The organism is Desulfatibacillum alkenivorans DSM 16219 (assembly GCF_900142135.1).
In the GTDB taxonomy this organism is placed as follows: Bacteria; Desulfobacterota; Desulfobacteria; order Desulfobacterales; family Desulfatibacillaceae; genus Desulfatibacillum; species Desulfatibacillum alkenivorans.
In genome coordinates, this window is record NZ_FQZU01000036.1 from 26048 (window position 1) to 43357 (window position 17310).

12 protein-coding genes are annotated in these 17310 nt (G+C 54.4%); 10 read left to right on the forward strand and 2 right to left on the reverse strand.

The annotated features are described in order from the left end of the window. The first annotated feature begins 77 nt into the window (after window positions 1-77). From BUE18_RS21510 to BUE18_RS21525, 4 genes are all read left to right on the forward strand, one after another. On the forward strand, window positions 78-1241 hold the full coding sequence (locus tag BUE18_RS21510) for an OmpA family protein (protein ID WP_073478240.1): 1164 nt from the start codon (window positions 78-80) through the stop codon (window positions 1239-1241). A gap of 69 nt (window positions 1242-1310) precedes the next feature. Next, on the forward strand, window positions 1311-1754 hold the full coding sequence (locus BUE18_RS21515; RefSeq protein ID WP_073478241.1) for a DUF3783 domain-containing protein: 444 nt from the start codon (window positions 1311-1313) through the stop codon (window positions 1752-1754). 211 nt (window positions 1755-1965) lie between these two features. Next, window positions 1966-2592 (forward strand): TetR/AcrR family transcriptional regulator, encoded by a 627-nt coding sequence (locus BUE18_RS21520; RefSeq protein WP_073478242.1) that lies wholly within the window; start codon window positions 1966-1968, stop codon window positions 2590-2592. Further along, the gene (locus tag BUE18_RS21525; protein ID WP_073478243.1) at window positions 2589-3101 is read left to right on the forward strand and encodes a DUF6125 family protein; all 513 of its coding nucleotides are present in this window, start codon (window positions 2589-2591) and stop codon (window positions 3099-3101) included. The genes BUE18_RS21520 and BUE18_RS21525 overlap by 4 nt, the downstream gene beginning before the upstream one ends. Here the strand turns inward: BUE18_RS21525 and BUE18_RS21530 are convergent. Continuing rightward, on the reverse strand, window positions 3096-3695 hold the full coding sequence (locus BUE18_RS21530) for a DJ-1/PfpI family protein (protein ID WP_073478244.1): 600 nt from the start codon (window positions 3693-3695) through the stop codon (window positions 3096-3098). The genes BUE18_RS21525 and BUE18_RS21530 overlap by 6 nt on opposite strands. Before the next feature lie 115 nt (window positions 3696-3810). Between BUE18_RS21530 and BUE18_RS21535 the strand changes: the two genes are divergently transcribed. Next, the gene (locus BUE18_RS21535) at window positions 3811-4257 is read left to right on the forward strand and encodes a GNAT family N-acetyltransferase (RefSeq protein ID WP_083611211.1); all 447 of its coding nucleotides are present in this window, start codon (window positions 3811-3813) and stop codon (window positions 4255-4257) included. Between the two features lie 6 nt (window positions 4258-4263). On the opposite strand, the gene BUE18_RS21540 is transcribed toward BUE18_RS21535, so the two are convergent. After that, the gene (locus tag BUE18_RS21540; RefSeq protein ID WP_073478245.1) at window positions 4264-6693 is read right to left on the reverse strand and encodes a cache domain-containing protein; all 2430 of its coding nucleotides are present in this window, start codon (window positions 6691-6693) and stop codon (window positions 4264-4266) included. A 315-nt stretch (window positions 6694-7008) separates the two neighbouring features. On the opposite strand from BUE18_RS21540, the gene BUE18_RS21545 reads away from it, so the two are divergent. The 5 genes from BUE18_RS21545 (at window position 7009) to BUE18_RS21565 (ending at window position 17032) form a co-directional block, all read left to right on the forward strand. Continuing rightward, window positions 7009-8865 carry a thiamine pyrophosphate-binding protein gene (locus BUE18_RS21545; RefSeq protein ID WP_073478246.1) on the forward strand — a complete coding sequence of 619 codons (1857 nt, stop codon included), beginning with the start codon at window positions 7009-7011 and terminating at the stop codon, window positions 8863-8865. Between the two features lie 2 nt (window positions 8866-8867). Continuing rightward, window positions 8868-10421, forward strand: coding sequence for a thiamine pyrophosphate-binding protein (locus tag BUE18_RS21550; protein ID WP_073478247.1), 1554 nt, complete (start codon window positions 8868-8870; stop codon window positions 10419-10421). Between the two features lie 243 nt (window positions 10422-10664). Continuing rightward, window positions 10665-13046: a clostripain-related cysteine peptidase gene (locus BUE18_RS21555; RefSeq protein WP_244549361.1), complete on the forward strand. Its 2382-nt coding sequence runs from the start codon at window positions 10665-10667 to the stop codon at window positions 13044-13046. Window positions 13047-13087: 41 nt separating this feature from the next. After that, on the forward strand, window positions 13088-15514 hold the full coding sequence (locus tag BUE18_RS21560) for a clostripain-related cysteine peptidase (RefSeq protein ID WP_073478249.1): 2427 nt from the start codon (window positions 13088-13090) through the stop codon (window positions 15512-15514). Window positions 15515-15544: 30 nt separating this feature from the next. Continuing rightward, window positions 15545-17032 (forward strand): amidohydrolase family protein, encoded by a 1488-nt coding sequence (locus tag BUE18_RS21565; protein ID WP_073478250.1) that lies wholly within the window; start codon window positions 15545-15547, stop codon window positions 17030-17032. The last annotated feature ends 278 nt before the right edge of the window (window positions 17033-17310 follow it).

Below are 17310 nucleotides of genomic sequence, written 5' to 3' on the forward strand. Positions count from 1 at the left end.
ATAAACTTGCTTTTCCATGTGATGTTTCAACAATGAGGTTCCCATTTTTTTTGCTTTCACCCCCCAAGGAGGAAATCATGATGAAACGCGGACTGTGTATCAAACTCGTTCTACTTGTTGCTATTGCAGCCATGGCCTTCGGTTGTGCAACAGGCCCCAAACCCGCCTGCCCTATTGCGGCGGACCAAAACTTTGAGTTCAGCTTTCCCGGCCAAACCCCGAAAGTTGACTCTTTTTACGTGATTTTGGACGGCTCCGAGTCCATGGCCGGATCATACGGAGGCTTGAAAAAATTCACCTGCGCCAAAAAGATCGTCCTGTTCATGAACCAGGCCGTCGCCAACCTGGACCTTAAAGCAGGGCTCAGAACCTACGGACTGAACGCCGTGCCTTCCGGCCCCCAGACCGATCTGCGGTACGGATTCTCCAAGTATTCGCCTGAGGAATACGCCAACGCCGTAATGCCCCTGTGGGGCCCCAACGGACCCAGCCCCCTGGGACTGGCCATCACGGAAGCCGACAAGGACCTGTGCTCCACGTCCGGCCGGACCGCCGTCATCATTCTTTCTGACGGACACCCCAGCGACGACGCTGTCAAAGCGGCCAGGAAGCTGAAAGACCGCATGGGCGGCAAGCTCTGCATTGCAACCATCGCGGTGGGCGCTGACGCCTCGGGCAAGGAAATTTTGAGCGGCATCGCCAAAATCGGCGGCTGCGACGCATCCTTTGACGCCAAAGACCTCTGCTCCGGCGCGGGCATGACCCAATTCGTCAACCAGGTTTTCTACAACCAGCCCAAAGCGGCTCCGCCCAAGCCCAATAATGACATTGACGGCGACGGCGTTCCTAATTTCAAGGATCGCTGCCCCTTCACCCCCAAAGGCGCCGCGGTCAATGAAAACGGCTGCTGGGAAATCATGGGCCTGACCTTTGACACGGACAAAGCGGATGTCAAGCCCGAGTTCCTGCCTTTGGTATACAAGGTGATCCCGATTCTGAACAATAACCCCGGGATGAAAATCGAACTCCAGGGACACGCAGACAACCGGGGCGCCAAGGATTACAATCAGGATCTTTCCGAACGCCGGGCGGAATCCGTCAAAAAGATCCTGGTGGACAAAGGCGTGGACGCCGGCCGCCTTTCCACCAAAGGATGGGGCTTTACCAAGCCCATCGTTCCCAATGATTCCGAAGCCAACATGCGCCGGAACCGCCGGGTGGAAGTTCGCGAAATAAAATAAAAACCTTTGTAAACGTTCCGGGGGAGCCGGCGCCCAACGGCTCCCCCGGATTTTTTTGGGAGAAACCGGATGTCAGACAATACCATGACCCGGGTCACGGACTCGGATCAACCCATGTACGGCCCAAGAACCCTTTTGGTTTGCGGCTATTCCGCAGACGCTCAGGACGCCTTCCTGAACATGCTGAAAACCGAGGTGAAAGCCCCTACGCCCGTGGTCTTCTGCACCCCGGAAGACGGAGACACGCTCCTCTCCGAACTGGTCTCCCTTCCTGACGGCCGCCAAAAAGGCAGGGAAGGGAAAATGCCCCCCGCCGTCATCATGAGCGGAATCACGGAAAAAGAGCTTAAACTCATTATGAACGGCTGGAAAACCCTGGGCCTGCCCCGCCAGCTGTGGGCTGCGCTCACCCCCACGTCCGAAACATGGACCCTGCGCGCCCTCATCCGGGAGCTGCAATCCGAATACATGGCCATGCTCAAACAGCAGCAGCAACAGCAGCAGCAGCAATAAAAATGCCGCAAAAAAATCCGGGGGGAAAACTCTTTTTTCATAAAAGGAGTTTCCCGCCGCCTCTTCCTTCCTAAATATTTTATTGAAAATCAATAAGTTAAATTCAGAAACAAAAAATCATGCGCCATTCCTGAGCGCCTTGCCTGCATTTTCCCTTGATTAGATTTTCAGTCTAGACTACAAGTCTAATAAAACTCTTGAACGGAGAAACATGGCGACCCCAAGAAAACCCAATAAAACAACGCCGAAAAGAAAGCGGCAGATTATTCTGGCCGCCCTGGAAATCTTTAATGAAAAGGGCTTTACGGACGCGACCATGCAGGAAATCCGGCAAAAGTCGGGGGCGTCCTACGGCAGCGTGTACCACCATTTCAAAAGCAAGGAATTGCTGGCGGCGGCGGTCTACATGGAAGGCCTGAAGGATTACCAGGAAGGGATGGCCGTCTTTTTGGAAGAGAGGCCCGATGCAGAGGAGGGCGTAAGGGGTATGGTCGGCCGGCACCTTGACTGGGTCGCCTCCAACCCGGCCTGGGCCAAATTCCTGCTGAATATGCGCCATGCGGACTTCATGCAGGATTCCGAAGACCGCATAAAGACGGCGAACCAGGATTTCATCCCGGCCATCGGGTTATTTTTGGACAAGCACATGGCCTCGGGAAAGCTGCGGCCGATTCCTCGGGACGTGGGTATTTCCATCATTTTGGGGCCTTGCCAGGAGTTCACCCGGCTTTGGGTGCAGGGAATAGCCTACACGGACATGGAGCAGGCCAAGGAGCTGATCGGCTATGCGGCCTGGCAGGCTATGAAGGCGCAGCAACAAGCAAGGAGGGAGACATGAGCAGGCTGGATGCCATAGACAAAAAGGACTTGAGGGAATTGTTGTGCATGGGCTGGATGACCCATGACGGATGCTGGTTCAGCAGCGTTTTGCAAAAATACGGCGCCAAGGCGGCCAGCGATCTGAACAGGCAGGCGATTCTGGCTATGAGCGCTTTCGAGGTTCCCCGCCTGAAAAAGGCCTTGGGCATGGACGAGGTGACTACCTACGAGCAGTTGCAGGAATTCATCGAGGGCGGATTCGACCTGATTGGGGCGGATTTCATGCAGTTCAAGCGCAGTTATCCCGGAGACAATATCATTCGCTGGGAGGAGCCCGACAACGTGTGCTTCGCATACAAGGGCGTTAAGCGATTGGGCGCCCTGGACGATTACGACTGCGGCATATTCTACCGTGTGGAAGCCTGGCTCAAGGGGCTGGGGATCAAATACACCGTCACTCCCGAGGTGCACGGGTGCATGAGACACCAGGGCAAGCCGTGCTTCCGGGAGTATCAATTGGCTTTATAGGGGCCTGGGGTCGATGATGGCCATGGCTTCCTGGACCTTTTCCACGTTTTCCCGGGTGGTCAGCATCTCCAGCAGGATGAATGCGACCTCCAGGCCGGTTGCCGGGCCGGTGGACGTAATGATATTGCGGTCCACGACCACGTGCTGATCCAAAACCACAGCGCCGAATTCAGCGAGCTGCTTGCGCCTTCGGGCGTTCACCAAATGATAGGTCGTGGCGTTTCTTCCGGTGAGCACGCCGCTTTTCCCCACGGGCATGGCGCCCACGCAAATGGCAGCGATGGGCTTTCCGGTTTTGTCAAAATGGCGAACGGCCTCCAAAAAGTCCTCATGATAGGCGTCTTCATAAAACCCGGCGCGCTGGAAGCCGCCCGGGATCGCCAGGGCGTCGAACTCCGCAAGATCCAGATCCTTTAACTGCGCCTGGGGTTTGACGATCAAGCTCCAGGTGCATTGAATTTCCGGCCGGAGTCCGGCCGTGACCACCTCCACCGGGACGTCGCCCACAACCCGGCTCCACCCCAAAACATCCGTGAACACGGCGGCCTCGTATTCCTCAAAGCCTTGGGCCAAAAACAACAGGACTTTTTTCATATGGGCAAGACTCCTTGAATACTGGGGGATTCCCGGCTATACTTTTTTAAATTCCGGCCGTCAAGCCTGTATATCATGGACGCTCCGCACTTGAAAACCGGAGAACGCCGCTTGGATGCAATTCCTTGAAGGCGGCCTAAGCCGCACAACGGGCGATGTTATGGAATGGAAGCATCTTGATTACATTATATCGGACGACAAGTCTTTAATTAATCCCGCCGCAGTGCACGGTTTTTTGCGCGCTTCCTATTGGGCTGCGGACAGAAGCCTGGAGACCGTTCAAAAAAGCATTGAAAATTCCCTGTGCTTCGGCGCTTATTTGGACGGCGAGCAGGTGGGCTTTGCCAGGGCGGTGACGGACGGAGCCACGACGGCTTTTCTCGCCGACGTTATCATTGAACAAAGCCACCGGGGCCGCGGATTGGGAAAAAAAGTTGTGGCGGCGGCCATGGAGCATCCCGAAATTGCAGAATTGACGCATATCCTGAAAACCAAGGACGCCCACGGGCTCTATGAGCAGTTTGGATTCATCCGCAGCGAGTTCATGATGAGGAGGCGTTAGGCCTTTTCAATTGTGAAGCTCCAAGGGCAGATCGATAATAAAACAGGTCCCTTGGCCAGGCTCGGACTGCACCTGCATTCTTCCGGCATGAAATTCGGTGATTAAGAAATAGGCCACCGAAAGCCCCAGGCCCGTGCCTTTTCCCACGGTTTTCGTCGTGAAAAAGGGTTCAAAAACCCGTTTGCGGGTTTCCTCGTCCATGCCCGGGCCGTTGTCGCAAAGTTCGATGCGCGCCAATGAGCCCTGCAGGGACGTCTTTATGGTAATGGAAGGGATGATCGAAGGGTCTTCAAGGTCATTCAAGGCCTGGGCGGCATTTTGCAACAGGCTGAAAACCACCTGCTGAATCCTTGAGGGGTCGCAGGGAACCCCCGGGAGCGCCGGATCGTATTCCTTGATTATGGATATGCTTTTAAAGTCAAACCGCCGGTGGAGGTTATAGTCGCTGGAGGCCAGTTCAATGGTCTTATCCAGCAGTCTTGCGATATTCTGCGGGAAAAAGCCGCTATCCTGATTTCCCGCAAAATCAAGCATATTGCTGACTATGCCTGAAATCCGCCCCCCCGCCTCGCGCAGGGCTTTGAGCATGCGCACAACGCCCCGGTTCTCCATGAAGGCCCGGATGCCGTCCATCGTGGTTCCACATTCCCGGGCGGCTTTTTCACTGGCCGGATTATCGCCGGTCATCCGGTGGATTATCACTTCCGAATTTTGCATGAGGACGGCCAAAGGATTATTGATCTCATGGGCCATGCCTGCGGCAAGCCCTCCCAATGAGACCATTTTTTCGGTCTGAATCATCATTTCCTCCCAGCGCACCCGCTCCGTCACATCGTCCATTTTCACCACGGCGCCTTCCATGTCCCCGCTCATCAAGGGATAGATAGTCAGGTCCCAAAAATGAACCCGGCCGTCAATAATCATGGCGACTTTCTCTTCGTTGCGGATGCGCCGATCCTGAATGGCGCTTTTCAAATGTCCCATATACTGGGCGAAATTCGGAAAGACCTCGTCAAGCATTTGGCCTAAAGCCTCTGAGGAGGGCACACAGGCAACCTGTTCCGCCTTGCTGTTCCATGAATGCACCCGGCCTTCTTTTTCCACGCCAATGATAATGGAAGGCATGGAATTGATTAGATCTTGGAGGTAGAGCTTGGCGATTCTGGCCTCGTTTTCAGCCAGGCGCTTTTTTGTTATCATTTCATTGGCCGATGCAGCCAGGTTGGCGAAATCCTGAAAATGAATCCTTTGCAAGTCAATCAGAACGTCCTGATGAGCGGCCTCTCTAAAAAAGCCCTCAAACTCCAAAAAACTTTTTTCCAGGCCCTTTCCCAGCACATAACTAATCGTCAGGATAACCATGCAAGCCAGAAACAAAACCAGGATAATGATTAAAACGTTTCTGTTGACGGCTTTTTGCAAAGCCATTGTTTTTGCCGCCAACTCCCTCTCTATGTCCGGGCGGTTTATCCCGGCGCCTATATACCAGCCCCAGTCGGAAACCTCTTTGACATAGCTGATTTTTTTTATATCCGCTCCTGTTGCAGGGTCAGGAATGGAGTATTCCACAAAACCGCCGCCCTCCTTTGCCGTGGACGTCATCTTATTTGCGGCTGCATACCCCCAATGGCTTTTGTCTTCAAGGAAGCTCCTTCCTTTGTCCGGCCCAAGCAGCATAAGCCCGTCATGTGTTGCGGCGAAAACATATCCGTCCTGGCCGAAATGGACCGTATCCAAGCGGCTTAATACTTCCTCCTTGATTTCATTCTCCACATCATCCAGGTATTCCCCGGCGCCTATATACCAATCCAAGGGGGGATAATATTTTATAAATGAAATTTTTTTATGATTGCTGCCTGCAAAACCCGGCTTGGAGGCGGAGTATTCGAAGTAGCCCTCCCCTTCCCGGCTGACTTCTTCGATTATACGCCATACGATTTTCGTACCCTCTTGGGTCGTAAGATCTCCAATATATTCGCCTTCCAGGTCCTCCATTGCCGGCAACAGGCGCGCTATTCCTTGGGAATCCACGGCGAAGTAATATCCTCGGCCGCCTTTAAACCGAAACGGCTTAAGCGAATCGATGATTTTTTTCGCCTTTTCTTCCCGGGGTTTGTCAGCGTTTTGGCGAAAAATATAGTCGGCGCTGGCGATCGCCTCATATGTCCTGTCTTTGATGTATGCTTTTAATCGGTCCTTTGTTTGAGATTTTGCATAGTCGACATATTCAAGGCTGTTCTCCACCTCCTCTTTGACACGCTCCATGTACAGGCTATGCAGGTGCGTTTTCAGGTCCAAAGCCTTTTCATTAAACATGTCATATTGATGGGATACCCAAGCATATCCAACGATTAGAATTGCGATGATGGTGGGCGCAAGAAATCCTAATTGCAGCACCCGCACCAGTTTTTGCCCCGAACCTAAATTTTTGTTCAATTAAATTTCCTCACGCAAATTAAACCCGCAGTTTTCCAGGGCATTGAGAAGCAATATCCATGCCCGTTTGCCGCCTTTGACGGCAGGATTTGCAGCCCTTTAAAAAAACCGTTTGATAATAGCGGAGCCAAAATGAAATCTTTCCGCATTCTTGCCGTAATTGGTTCACAATAACTTGATAGATTGGACAAATCAGATTATGAGTTTGACTGGAGAAACCATTTGCACCAACGCTTGTCAAACGGCCTTGACAATCACAATCGTAAATCTGTTTTCACAACAATTTGAAATAAAAAGACTTATGAGGCGCCTTCAATGAAGACTCTATCAGGAAGCCAGGTCCTGGCGCGCAGCATCGCCGGCGCCGGAATCGGTTTTGTATTCACGGTTGCCGCGCCCAGGCTGCAACCGGTAGTAAAAAGCCTGACCAGCATTGACGGCATGACCGTGATTCATGCCAGGGATGAAACCGCCGCCGCTATGATGGCGGACGGGTATATTCGCAGGTCAGGACGGTTCGCCGCGGTTCTGACGGAATGCCACGGCCGCAGCCTGTGCCAAATCGCCGGCGTCACCAACGCCTGGGCTGATAAGATTCCCCTTATTTCCATCAGTTTATGCGACGACCAGGCTCCCGACGCTAATAAAGGGGTGAACCGTTCGGCTTATGACGCCAACCGGGTTTTTGAGCCGGTTACCGTGTGGAGAAATCGCGTTTCCTCCCTGGCCGATGCGCCCAAAGCCTTTCAGGACGCCGTAACCCATAGTCAGGGAAGCCGCCGGGGGCCTGTTCACCTGGACATCGAAGCAGGACTTTTAGAGCGGCAAATTGAAGATGAAATTCCCGGCCTGCCTCAGGAAGGCCCTGTAGCGCACCGAAAACTTACGCACTTACGCACGGAGGGAGCTGAAAGCGCCCTGGGGCAGGCCGTAAAGCTGTTGCAAACGGCTCGCAAGCCCCTGATCATGGCGGGCGGGGGAGTCAAAGCCTCCGGCGCCAGCTTGGATGTGGTGCAATTCATGGAGCGTTACGGCGTCCCCGGCTGCACCAGCATGGCGGGGATTGGCGCCATTCCGGCCGATCATGCCTATTGCCTGGGCGGGCCGAGCTATACCGCCGGGGAGGCTTTCCACGCAGCCATCAAACAGGCGGACGTGGTTCTTGCCCTGGGCTGCAGCTTTTCCGGCCTGGAAGGATTCGGCCTGCCTCCGCTGTGGTCCAAAAAAATCAAATGCATCCATGTGGATAACAATCCCAATCAGATCGGTCTTAACATAAGCCCTGAAATTCCGGTTTTAGGCGACGTCAAGACGGTCCTGGCTCAAATGGCGGGCATGTTGGAGGCTTCCTCCTTCGTCGCTCCGGACGCTTGGGCCAACTGGAGGCTTTTTCTCTCCAACCTGAAACGGGAGCGCAAAACCAGGCTGCACAATTTCGCAAGCCGTCCCTGGGGCGCCCTGCACCAGGGGCTCCTGGCCCTGGAAATGGGCAAAATAGTGGAGAAGGAAAACCTGGTCATGGTCATCGACGGCGGCAACACGCCATTATACGCGGCCATGTACGGACCGGGCATGAGCCCCCGGCAGACGTTCTTTCCCTTTGGCATGGCGGCCCTGGGCGGAGGAGTTCCCTACGCCATTGGCGTCGCCCTGGCTGCGCCGGAAAAACGGGTGATGCTCATCACCGGGGACGGCTCCTGCCTGTACGCCGTCAGCGAACTGGAAACCATCCAGCGCCTGAATCTGCCCATCACCATTGTGGTCAACAACGACTCTTCGTGGAACATGATCAAGGCTCTCCAGGATTCCCTGTTTGAATGCAATTATGTGGGGACCTGCCTGCCGGACATCGATTACGCCAGGATTGCGGCGGGCTTCGGCCTGCATGGGGAAAGGGTCAAGTCCGCGGACCAGCTGGCCCCGGCTTATGAACGGGCGGTTCAATCCGGCGGCCCGGCCCTGATCGATTGCGTGACGGATTGCAAGAACCTGCCGGACAGCCTTCTGAGCTTCGCCATGGTGGAATTCGAGGGGGCGCAGATCAATCCCGTCAAACTGGTCAAAAGCCTTTGGAAAGGAAGGGACATGGGCCTGAGCCGCGCCTTGCACCAGGCATCCTACGTCCGAAAGGCGCTTGTCGGCTTTAACCCCATGGCGAAAAGGCGGGTGTAATTATGAAGATAACCACCGGCGGAGAAATTGTTGTTAAATCCCTTCTGGATCAGGGCGTGCGATACGTATTTTCCATTATCGGCGGACAAATGGGAACCATCTACGACGCCATAGGCAAAAACCCCTCCATTGACGTCATTACGCCCAGGTCCGAGACTTCCACGGCCCTTATGGCATGCGGATACACGGTCACTACCGGCCTGCCGGCCGTCGCCATGTGCACGGTTGGCGCCGGCGTGGTTTACGAAGTGGGCGGACTCATAAAAGCCTGGCTTGACTACCTGCCCGTGATCTCCATTGCGCCCCAGGTTCAAAGCTACAAAATGAAGCCCAACCAGGAAAACCTCCAGGCCTGCGAGCAGGACCTTCTGTTTTCCCCCATTACTAAATTCAACGCCATCGTCTATCACTGGGAGCGCATTCCCCAGTTGATCAACCGGGCCTTTCGCGAAGCCGCTTCAGGAATACCAGGCCCCGTCCACCTGGACATCCCCGTGGACGTGCTGTTCAAGCACCGTTTTCTGACCTCCCAGCGGAAAAAGCGCCTGCTGCCGCCGCCCCATCAGTCCCGGTATATCGGACCGATCCCCGGCGACGCCCCGTCCCTGGAAAAAGCATGCGGCCTTCTTAAGCAGGCGAAAAAGCCTGTCGCCGTCATCGGCCAGGGAATGGGCCGGGCCGGCAGGTTCCCTCAGATTAAAGCATGCCTGGAAAGGCTGGAGGTTCCCTTTTTAGGAACCCGGCTTTCCGCCGGAGCTTTTGACGCGGAGGACTCCTTTTTTATGGGGGATGCCGGGAGCTTTGCAAACTTTGAGGCAGGAAGAAAAATTCTGGAGCAGGCCGACTGCCTGCTGATCGCCGGCCTTGATCCCGAATCGCAACAAATCCTGAAAATCGCCCAAAATGCGACGATAATTCAAGTGGAGACCGACCCGGACGCCCTGCTGGGCCAGGAAACGGCGGCCCCGGTGTTCGCCGATCCCGAATCCGCGCTTAATCGCCTGGCCGAGGCTTTGGCCCGGCGTAAAGGCCGCAAGCCTGTCGCGTGGAAAAACAAAGCCCTTAAAACCGGCGAAGCCGCAGCGCAGCAAGTTTTGAAGGCGGCGGATGGCCCCATCCGAACCGCCTTTGAATTGCTGGACGGAGACTCTCTTAAGGACTGCATTTTGGTGGCGGACGGTGCGCCGGCCGCTTTTGCCCCTGCTTTTCTGAAAAGCCGCAAGCACGCAGGCGGACACATTATGGACCAGGGGGCCACGGCGGGCGCAGGCCTTCCCTATGCCATCGGCGCCGCGTTGGGAAACCCGGATCGCTCCGTAATTCTTTTGTGCGACAAGGAATCCTTGTTTCATCATCTCCGGGAGCTTCAACCCGCGGAGGAGTTGGGCGCCGGCATAACCATACTTTGCGTGGATGCGGCGCAGGGGCCGAACAACGCCGCAGACCTGGAAAAGGTTTTGCAAGGCTTTGGCTGCCACGTCCATCGGGCGGGGGAAAAAATCAGCATGGCAAACGTACTGAGGCATAAGGGGCAAGCAGGGGCGGTGCTGGTTTAATCTCTTGGTGCAGGATCAGCAGCCGAGGGAAAGCCTCAGCGTTTTAGTAATTTTTATCAAGTATGGACTAAATCTTTTTTATGCATTATTATACGATTGGGGGAATTGGCGAGGCATGCGCTTCTTGTTACCATCAAGGCGCTGATGCCGGCAGTATACTTAGGGCCTGACAATTAATTTAATCACTACAGGACGGTAGCTTTGTTAAAATACTGTTTTGCTCGATTCCCGCTGATCGCAATTTTGACTTTTTTCCTTGGCTTTCCCCTTTCCGCATGGGCGGATCAGGCCCAATTCTCAGGCTTGTATTTCACCGCCAAGCAATCCAATCTGGGCATGCCCGTTCTCCTGAAAGCCCAATTGGTGGATTCCTCCGGCGATCCCATTCCGGAAGCGGCAATCTATTTTGACATTTATCATGACGGCGCCTGGCATATAATCAACGAGGACGACGGAGGATACATTACCGACTCCACCGGCGCGGCCAGCGCCTATTTTTATGTGGACCCGACGCTCTCCGCCGGCGATTATCAAATCCGCGCCCGTTTTGACGGCAATACGAAGTCGGAAAGCACGGTTCTGGAACAAACCCTTGAGGCCAATGAAGCCGGAATCACCTTCGCCCTGTATTTAAATGGAGATAACAATCTGGAGTCCTACGCCATAACGGATTTCTATAACGAGCTTTACCCCCACGGCCTGAACGAGTATGTCAATTTCATCGTTTTGTTCGACAGAAGGCCCGGATATTCCGCGGCGCAGGGCAATTGGACCGAAACCAGGATGTTCATCATCACCCCGGAAGCTGTGGCGGCGGGGACTTATCCTTATCAGGATTGGGGCGAGCAAAACATGGGCGACCAATCCACCTTGCAGAATTTTGTGGAAACGGCCTTTACGGACTTTCCCGCGGATAACTCGGTCCTGGTGATTTGGGATCATGGCAGCGGATGGCAGGGTGAAACCAAATCCGCCGTATTGGAGGAAACGGACGAAACCATAACCGGCACGGAAGTGGAACTGCCCTTGCCACCCCAGGTTGCAGCCCGGTTGGCGTCAAAAAAGTCAGCGACCATGGAGACAGACGCGGAAGAGGAAACTGTCGTCAAAGGCATCAGCTATGACGACACCTCCTACGGAGACCGCCTAAGCCTGCCGGAAGTGTCCGGCGCCATTGAAGGGTCGGGCCATACCGTAGATGTTGTCGCCATGGACGCCTGCCTGATGGGCATGGTGGAAGTGGCGTACGAGTTAAAAAATGCAGCAAATTTCTTCGTGGCGTCGGCCGACACCGTTGCAGTCTATGGCTTTGATTATGATGATATCGGAGGAAGGCTGACGGCGGCCAACACGCCGGACGGCCGCTCCATTGCTTCGGCGTTGGTGACTTCCTATGCGAATTATTACGGGAATGACAATTATCATGCCACCCTGTCCGCCTGGGACCTAACCCTATCGGAGCCGTTATTCAGCGCCTTGGAAAATTTTTCCGCCGTATTATCAGCCAAGTTGGACCAAATTCCCTTTGCGGAAAGATCCGCTCTAAAGTCTGCAACCCAGGATATGATCGATGAAGAAGAATATCTGGACCTGGGCTCTTTAGCGTATCACGCCCAACGGGAAATTTCGAACTCCCAGGTAGTCAATGCAGCCGCCGTCCTGCAAACCCAATTGCAAGGAAGCGCGTGCGTTAACTACTTTATCCACAGCGGTATATATAGCAGTTACAGATACTCGGACACGAGGGGCATGCGGGGCCTGACAATCTATTGGCCGTCACTAACCGCATGGGACTCTACCTACACAGATCCTGATGTTCTTGCTTTCACGGACCTTTCCTGGAACCAAACCGTTCGCCTGCTATTGGACTACATCCCGCCGTCCGCCGATAACAATACAGTCCTTTGGGTCGCTGCGCCTCAAGCCGTGGATGACGTCTCCATCTCCATGGAGTCCTTCTCAGCTGTGGATCAACGGGACAACACGGTCTATTATCAATTCACATTCACCCAAAGCCCCACCGGCGGGTCCGGCGGAAGCGATTCCAGCAACAGATACGAGTCCACCATCTACACGGACGACGGATTGGAGCCCAACCATCAATACTGTTACACGGTCTACGCCCATGACGGCGCAGGCAATGAAACCGGCGCAACTGACGAGGCTTGCGCCGTAACATTGGCCCAGACGCCCGCAGCAATAAGCCTGACCCGCAAAAACTGTGATCAGGTCCTCGCAGCCTGGGATCCGGGAGACAACCCGGACGGCACGGAATACTATTGCGAGAATATAACCACGGGAAACGCCTCAGGCTGGATTACGGATGCGGAGTGGGTAAGCGGCGACCTGCCCATCACCGCGACCTACTCATTTCGCGTCAAAGCCAGAAACTTGGAAGAGGTGGAGACCGAATGGGTGAGTCTGGGTGATTTTGAATTAGGTCCGTGCGCGGGAGACATTAACGCAGACGGCGGCATAAACATCGCAGACGCCATTCTGTGCCTGCAGATTGCTGTGGGCCTGGAGCCGGCAGGCGTGGATAAAAGCAAGTCAATCGACGCCGAATTACAAGTTGGACTTGACGAAGCCCTGTATATTTTGCAAATTAACAGCGAACACAGATAAGGAGATTTTTATCAGTTAATTAATCATAAAGGAACGCAGCTTTGTTTAAAATTTTTCTGGCTCGACTTCCGCTGTTTGCAATTCCGTTTTTTTTTCTTGCCGCCCCCCTTTCCTCGTGGGCGGCGGCGCCCTGTCAGTTCCCCGGCGCCCATTTTATAAACAAGCACTCCAACCTGGGCATGCCCGTTCTTCTGGAAGCCAAATTGGTCGACGAATCCGGCGATGCCATCTATAATGCGGCCATCTATTTTGATATTTATTACAATGACGCCTGGCACGTCTTTAATGAAGATGACGGAGGCTACCCAACGGACTACTTGGGCGTAGCCAAAGCCTTCTATTATGTGGATCCCGCATTCCCGAAAGGCGATTATCCCATTCGCGCCCGCTTTGAGGGCGACGCTTCTTATGCTCCGGCCTCCATTCAAAAAACGCTGACGGCCAATCTGGCCGGAGTCACCTTCGCTTTGTTTTTAAACGGGGACAATAATCTGGAGCCCTATGCCATTGAAGATTTTTACGATGAACTGCATCCGCAGGGAACCAACGAGTACATAAACTTCATCGTTCTATTCGATAGAATCAACGGCTATGACTGGACCCATGACAATTGGTTCGGAACCAGGATGTATGTCGTCACCCCCGACACGGTGCGCTCGGACGTGTATTTGTATCAGGATTGGGGCGAGCAAAACATGGGCGACCAATCCACCTTACGGAATTTTGTAGAAACGGCCTTTACGGATTTTCCCGCGGAGCACTCGGTGCTGGTGATTTGGGATCACGGCAGCGGTTGGCAGGGAGAGTACAAATCTTTGCCAGCGGAGGAACGGGACGCCCCTTTCACCGGCAAGGAAGTGGAACTGTCCTTGCCGCCCCATGTGGCCGCCCGATTGGCTTCCAAAAAGTCAACGGCGCCGCCCGCAGGGGAGGATGAGGACGCTTTCCCCGTTAAGGCCATAAGCTACGACAACACCTCGGGCAGCGACAGCCTGAGCCTGACCGAGGTTTCCGGCGCCATCGAAAATGCAGGCCTTGTTGTCGATGTTGTAGCCATGGACGCCTGCCTCATGGGCATGGTGGAAGTGGCTTACGAATTGAGGAATGTCGCCCGCTATTTCGTGGCGTCAGGCGACAACGTCAGCGCCAAAGGCTTTGATTACGCGGATATAGGCCAGAGGCTAACGGCGGACAATGCTCCCGGCGCCCGGTCCCTTGCTTCGGCGCTTGTCGACTCTTACGAAAATTTTTACGGCTCATACGACTACATGGCAACCCTTTCCGCCTGGGACCTGACCCTTATGGCGCCTTTTTTCAGCGCCCTGGAAAACTTCTCCTCCGTCCTGCTGGAAAAAATGGACCAAATCCCTTTTGCTGAAAGGGCCGATTTATACCTTGCGACCGAAAATATGATCCAAGGCCCTCTCTATTTGGACCTGGGCTCCCTGGCTTACCACGCCCAGCAGGAAATCTCGGACGCTCAGGTGATTTCTGCGGCGGCGGAATTGGAAAGCCAGGCGCTTGGAGCCGCCTGCGTTAATTATTTTATCCACAGCGGCTATTACGGCAGTTACAAATACACGGACGAAACCAGCATGCGGGGGCTGACCATCTATTTGCCTCCTCCTGATTACTGGGATCACAGCTACACCTATCCCCAGATATTGAGCTTTACGGACCTTTCCTGGAACCAAACCGTTCGTCTGTTATTGGATTCAACGCCCCCCGCTGCGGAAAATTCTTTTGATTGGGCGACGGCCCCCTACGCCGTCAACGAGTCATCCATTGCCATGGAGTCCTTTTCCGCCGTGGATCAATGGGAAAACCCCGTGTACTATCAATTTACATTCACTGAAAGCCCCACCGGCGGCTCGGGCGGGAATGATTCGAACAGCCATTACGAGTCCACGGCCTATACGGACGACGGCCTGGAGCCCAACCATCAATACTGCTACACGGTCTACGCTTATGACGGCGCCGGAAACCCGACCGAAGCCATCGGCGAGGCTTGCGCAGTCACCCTGGCTCTGGCGCCGGAAGCAGGGGCCTTAAAAGCAAAAGGCTGCGACAAAATTGAGGCCGCCTGGAACACAGGGGGCAATCCGGAAGAGACGGAGTATTTTTGCGAAAACATAACCACCGGAGAAGCCTCGGGCTGGACCACAGATTCTCTATGGACCAGCAGCGGCCTTGCGACCAAAAGCGCCTATGCGTTCCGCGTCAAAGCCAGAAACTCTGCATATGTCGAGACGGATTGGGTGAGCCTGGGCGATTGCGAAACCGGGGTGTGTCACGGGGACGCCAATGCAGACGGCGCCCTTAGCCTGTCTGACGCCATAGTATGCCTGCAGATGGCAGCGGGCTTAGAGCCTGTTGGCTTGGACAAAAGCGCCGCCATTGACGCATTGCAGCAAATCGGGCTTGACGAAGCCCTGTATATTTTGCAAATTGAGGGCGAATCCAGATAGGGAGGGGTTAAACTTTTACGGAGGGGAAAAATGAATCGCCGTCAATTTCTGGCCGTGTCTTCGGCCGTCAGCAGCGCCTTACTGCTGGGATCCTGCGCATCCACCACCAATCGCTACCAATTGCCCGAAGCCCTGGTCAAGCCGGACGACAAACTGGCCTTGACCAATCTGTCCATAGTGGACGTTCAAACCGGGACGATCCGCCGGGAAAACTGCATCCTGATTCAGCAGGGACGCATCGCCCAACTGTTCACCAAGGAAGACTGGCCTTCCGTCCAGGCGGACAGGGAAATCGACCTGCAAGGCGGCTATGTCATGCCCGGGCTTATCAACGCACACTGCCACATGACCGCGCCTTGCAGCATCGCCGTCAGTCCGGCGGCTTTGTTTTCGTACAAACGCCAGGTGGAAAGAAACGCCGAGGAATGCATCAAGCACGGAGTCACCACGGTCAGGGACATGCTATCCGTGGCGGATTGGGTTTCCGGCGTCCAATGGCTCCAGGAGCGCATGGACAGGGGCAAAATCGCCGGCCCCCGGATTATGAGATCCGTGGCCATAGACATTAACAACGGCTACGGGGACATGCTCACCAATTTCTCCACCTGGGAATCCTGGCACAACGTAGGCAGCATCAAGGAAGCCAGGAAGGCCGTCCGATCCTCGGCCGCCGGAGGCGCCGACGCCATCAAACTGTTCCAGCAGGAGACCAAGCTCCTGCTGCCATGCAATGACATGCCCCTCATGGACAAGGAAATGGTGGCGGCCGTCTGCGACGAAGCAGCCAAATGCGGCCTGCCGGTAGCCATGCATCATATGGAGATCGGCGGCCTGGGCAAAGGCCTGTACGGCGGAGTGAACACCCTGGAGCATATGGTGTGCGACGCCCCCGTACCGGAGGAAGCCTTGGAGAAACTAATTTCCCAAGGGACTTATGTCGTCCCGACAATCAGCATTCCTTACGGATATGTTTTCCCCGTAAGAGGAGACGAAAACTGGGGTACGGAAAGCACGGACTTTTACAATAACCTGAGAAGCGACACCTTGCAGGGCTTTTTGGGAGAATTCTGCGAACCCGTGTTCGTAGAGGGCGGCATGGATTTTTGCCGCAAGTTTTCCGATCCCGACTCCTACGAGAAGCATCACCTCATCCCCTGGCTGTGCCCTTCCATATTCAACGCATACGCCAACCAGGGCGTGGCCAATATCAAGGCTCTGTATGAAGCGGGGGTCAAAATGGGCTGCGGAAACGACGGCGGCGTGCCGTTCGTCTTTCCCGGGAACATCGGGTTTGAAATGGTCCTTTTGGAGGAGGCGGGATTGCAAACCACAGACATCCTGAAAATGGCGACCATAAACAACGCCCATATTATTGGCATGGAAAACGATCTTGGAACCGTGGAAAGCCCCAAAATTGCGGACTTGGCGGTTTTCCCAGATAATCCTCTGGAAACAGCCTCAAACGCCCTCAAACCTTCCATGGTTTTGCAGGCGGGCAGAGTGGTTTTTCAGGCATAAGATTCCACAAAGCCCCAAAAGGGGCGCCTCCCTTGCCTGGAAACGCCCCTTTTCAGCCGTGTTTATTTCATTTTTTCATGAAGATATGCGGTGTGAGTTTTTTCATACCCGGGTCTTAATTTTTTAATTGCCAATTATACTCGGGATACTTTATACTTTATTCACGCTTTACAAGAGAGTGTTCGAGGTCTTTGTTTTTGGAATCCGGGCGATAACAAGCCGGGATTCCTTTGTCCTGATTACGGCAAAATATTATCCGGTCAATCCCCATTGGTTAA

What these genes read in the sequence shown, in the direction of transcription:
- BUE18_RS21525 (WP_073478243.1), top strand. Translation starts at nt 2,589, where the DNA reads ATGAGCAGGCTGGATGCCATAGACAAAAAGGACTTGAGGGAATTGTTG.
- BUE18_RS21565 (WP_073478250.1), top strand. Translation starts at nt 15,545, where the DNA reads ATGAATCGCCGTCAATTTCTGGCCGTGTCTTCGGCCGTCAGCAGCGCC.
- BUE18_RS21530 (WP_073478244.1), bottom strand. Translation starts at nt 3,695, where the DNA reads ATGAAAAAAGTCCTGTTGTTTTTGGCCCAAGGCTTTGAGGAATACGAG.
- BUE18_RS21545 (WP_073478246.1), top strand. Translation starts at nt 7,009, where the DNA reads ATGAAGACTCTATCAGGAAGCCAGGTCCTGGCGCGCAGCATCGCCGGC.
- BUE18_RS21535 (WP_083611211.1), top strand. Translation starts at nt 3,811, where the DNA reads ATGCAATTCCTTGAAGGCGGCCTAAGCCGCACAACGGGCGATGTTATG.
- BUE18_RS21520 (WP_073478242.1), top strand. Translation starts at nt 1,966, where the DNA reads ATGGCGACCCCAAGAAAACCCAATAAAACAACGCCGAAAAGAAAGCGG.
- BUE18_RS21510 (WP_073478240.1), top strand. Translation starts at nt 78, where the DNA reads ATGATGAAACGCGGACTGTGTATCAAACTCGTTCTACTTGTTGCTATT.
- BUE18_RS21550 (WP_073478247.1), top strand. Translation starts at nt 8,868, where the DNA reads ATGAAGATAACCACCGGCGGAGAAATTGTTGTTAAATCCCTTCTGGAT.
- BUE18_RS21515 (WP_073478241.1), top strand. Translation starts at nt 1,311, where the DNA reads ATGTCAGACAATACCATGACCCGGGTCACGGACTCGGATCAACCCATG.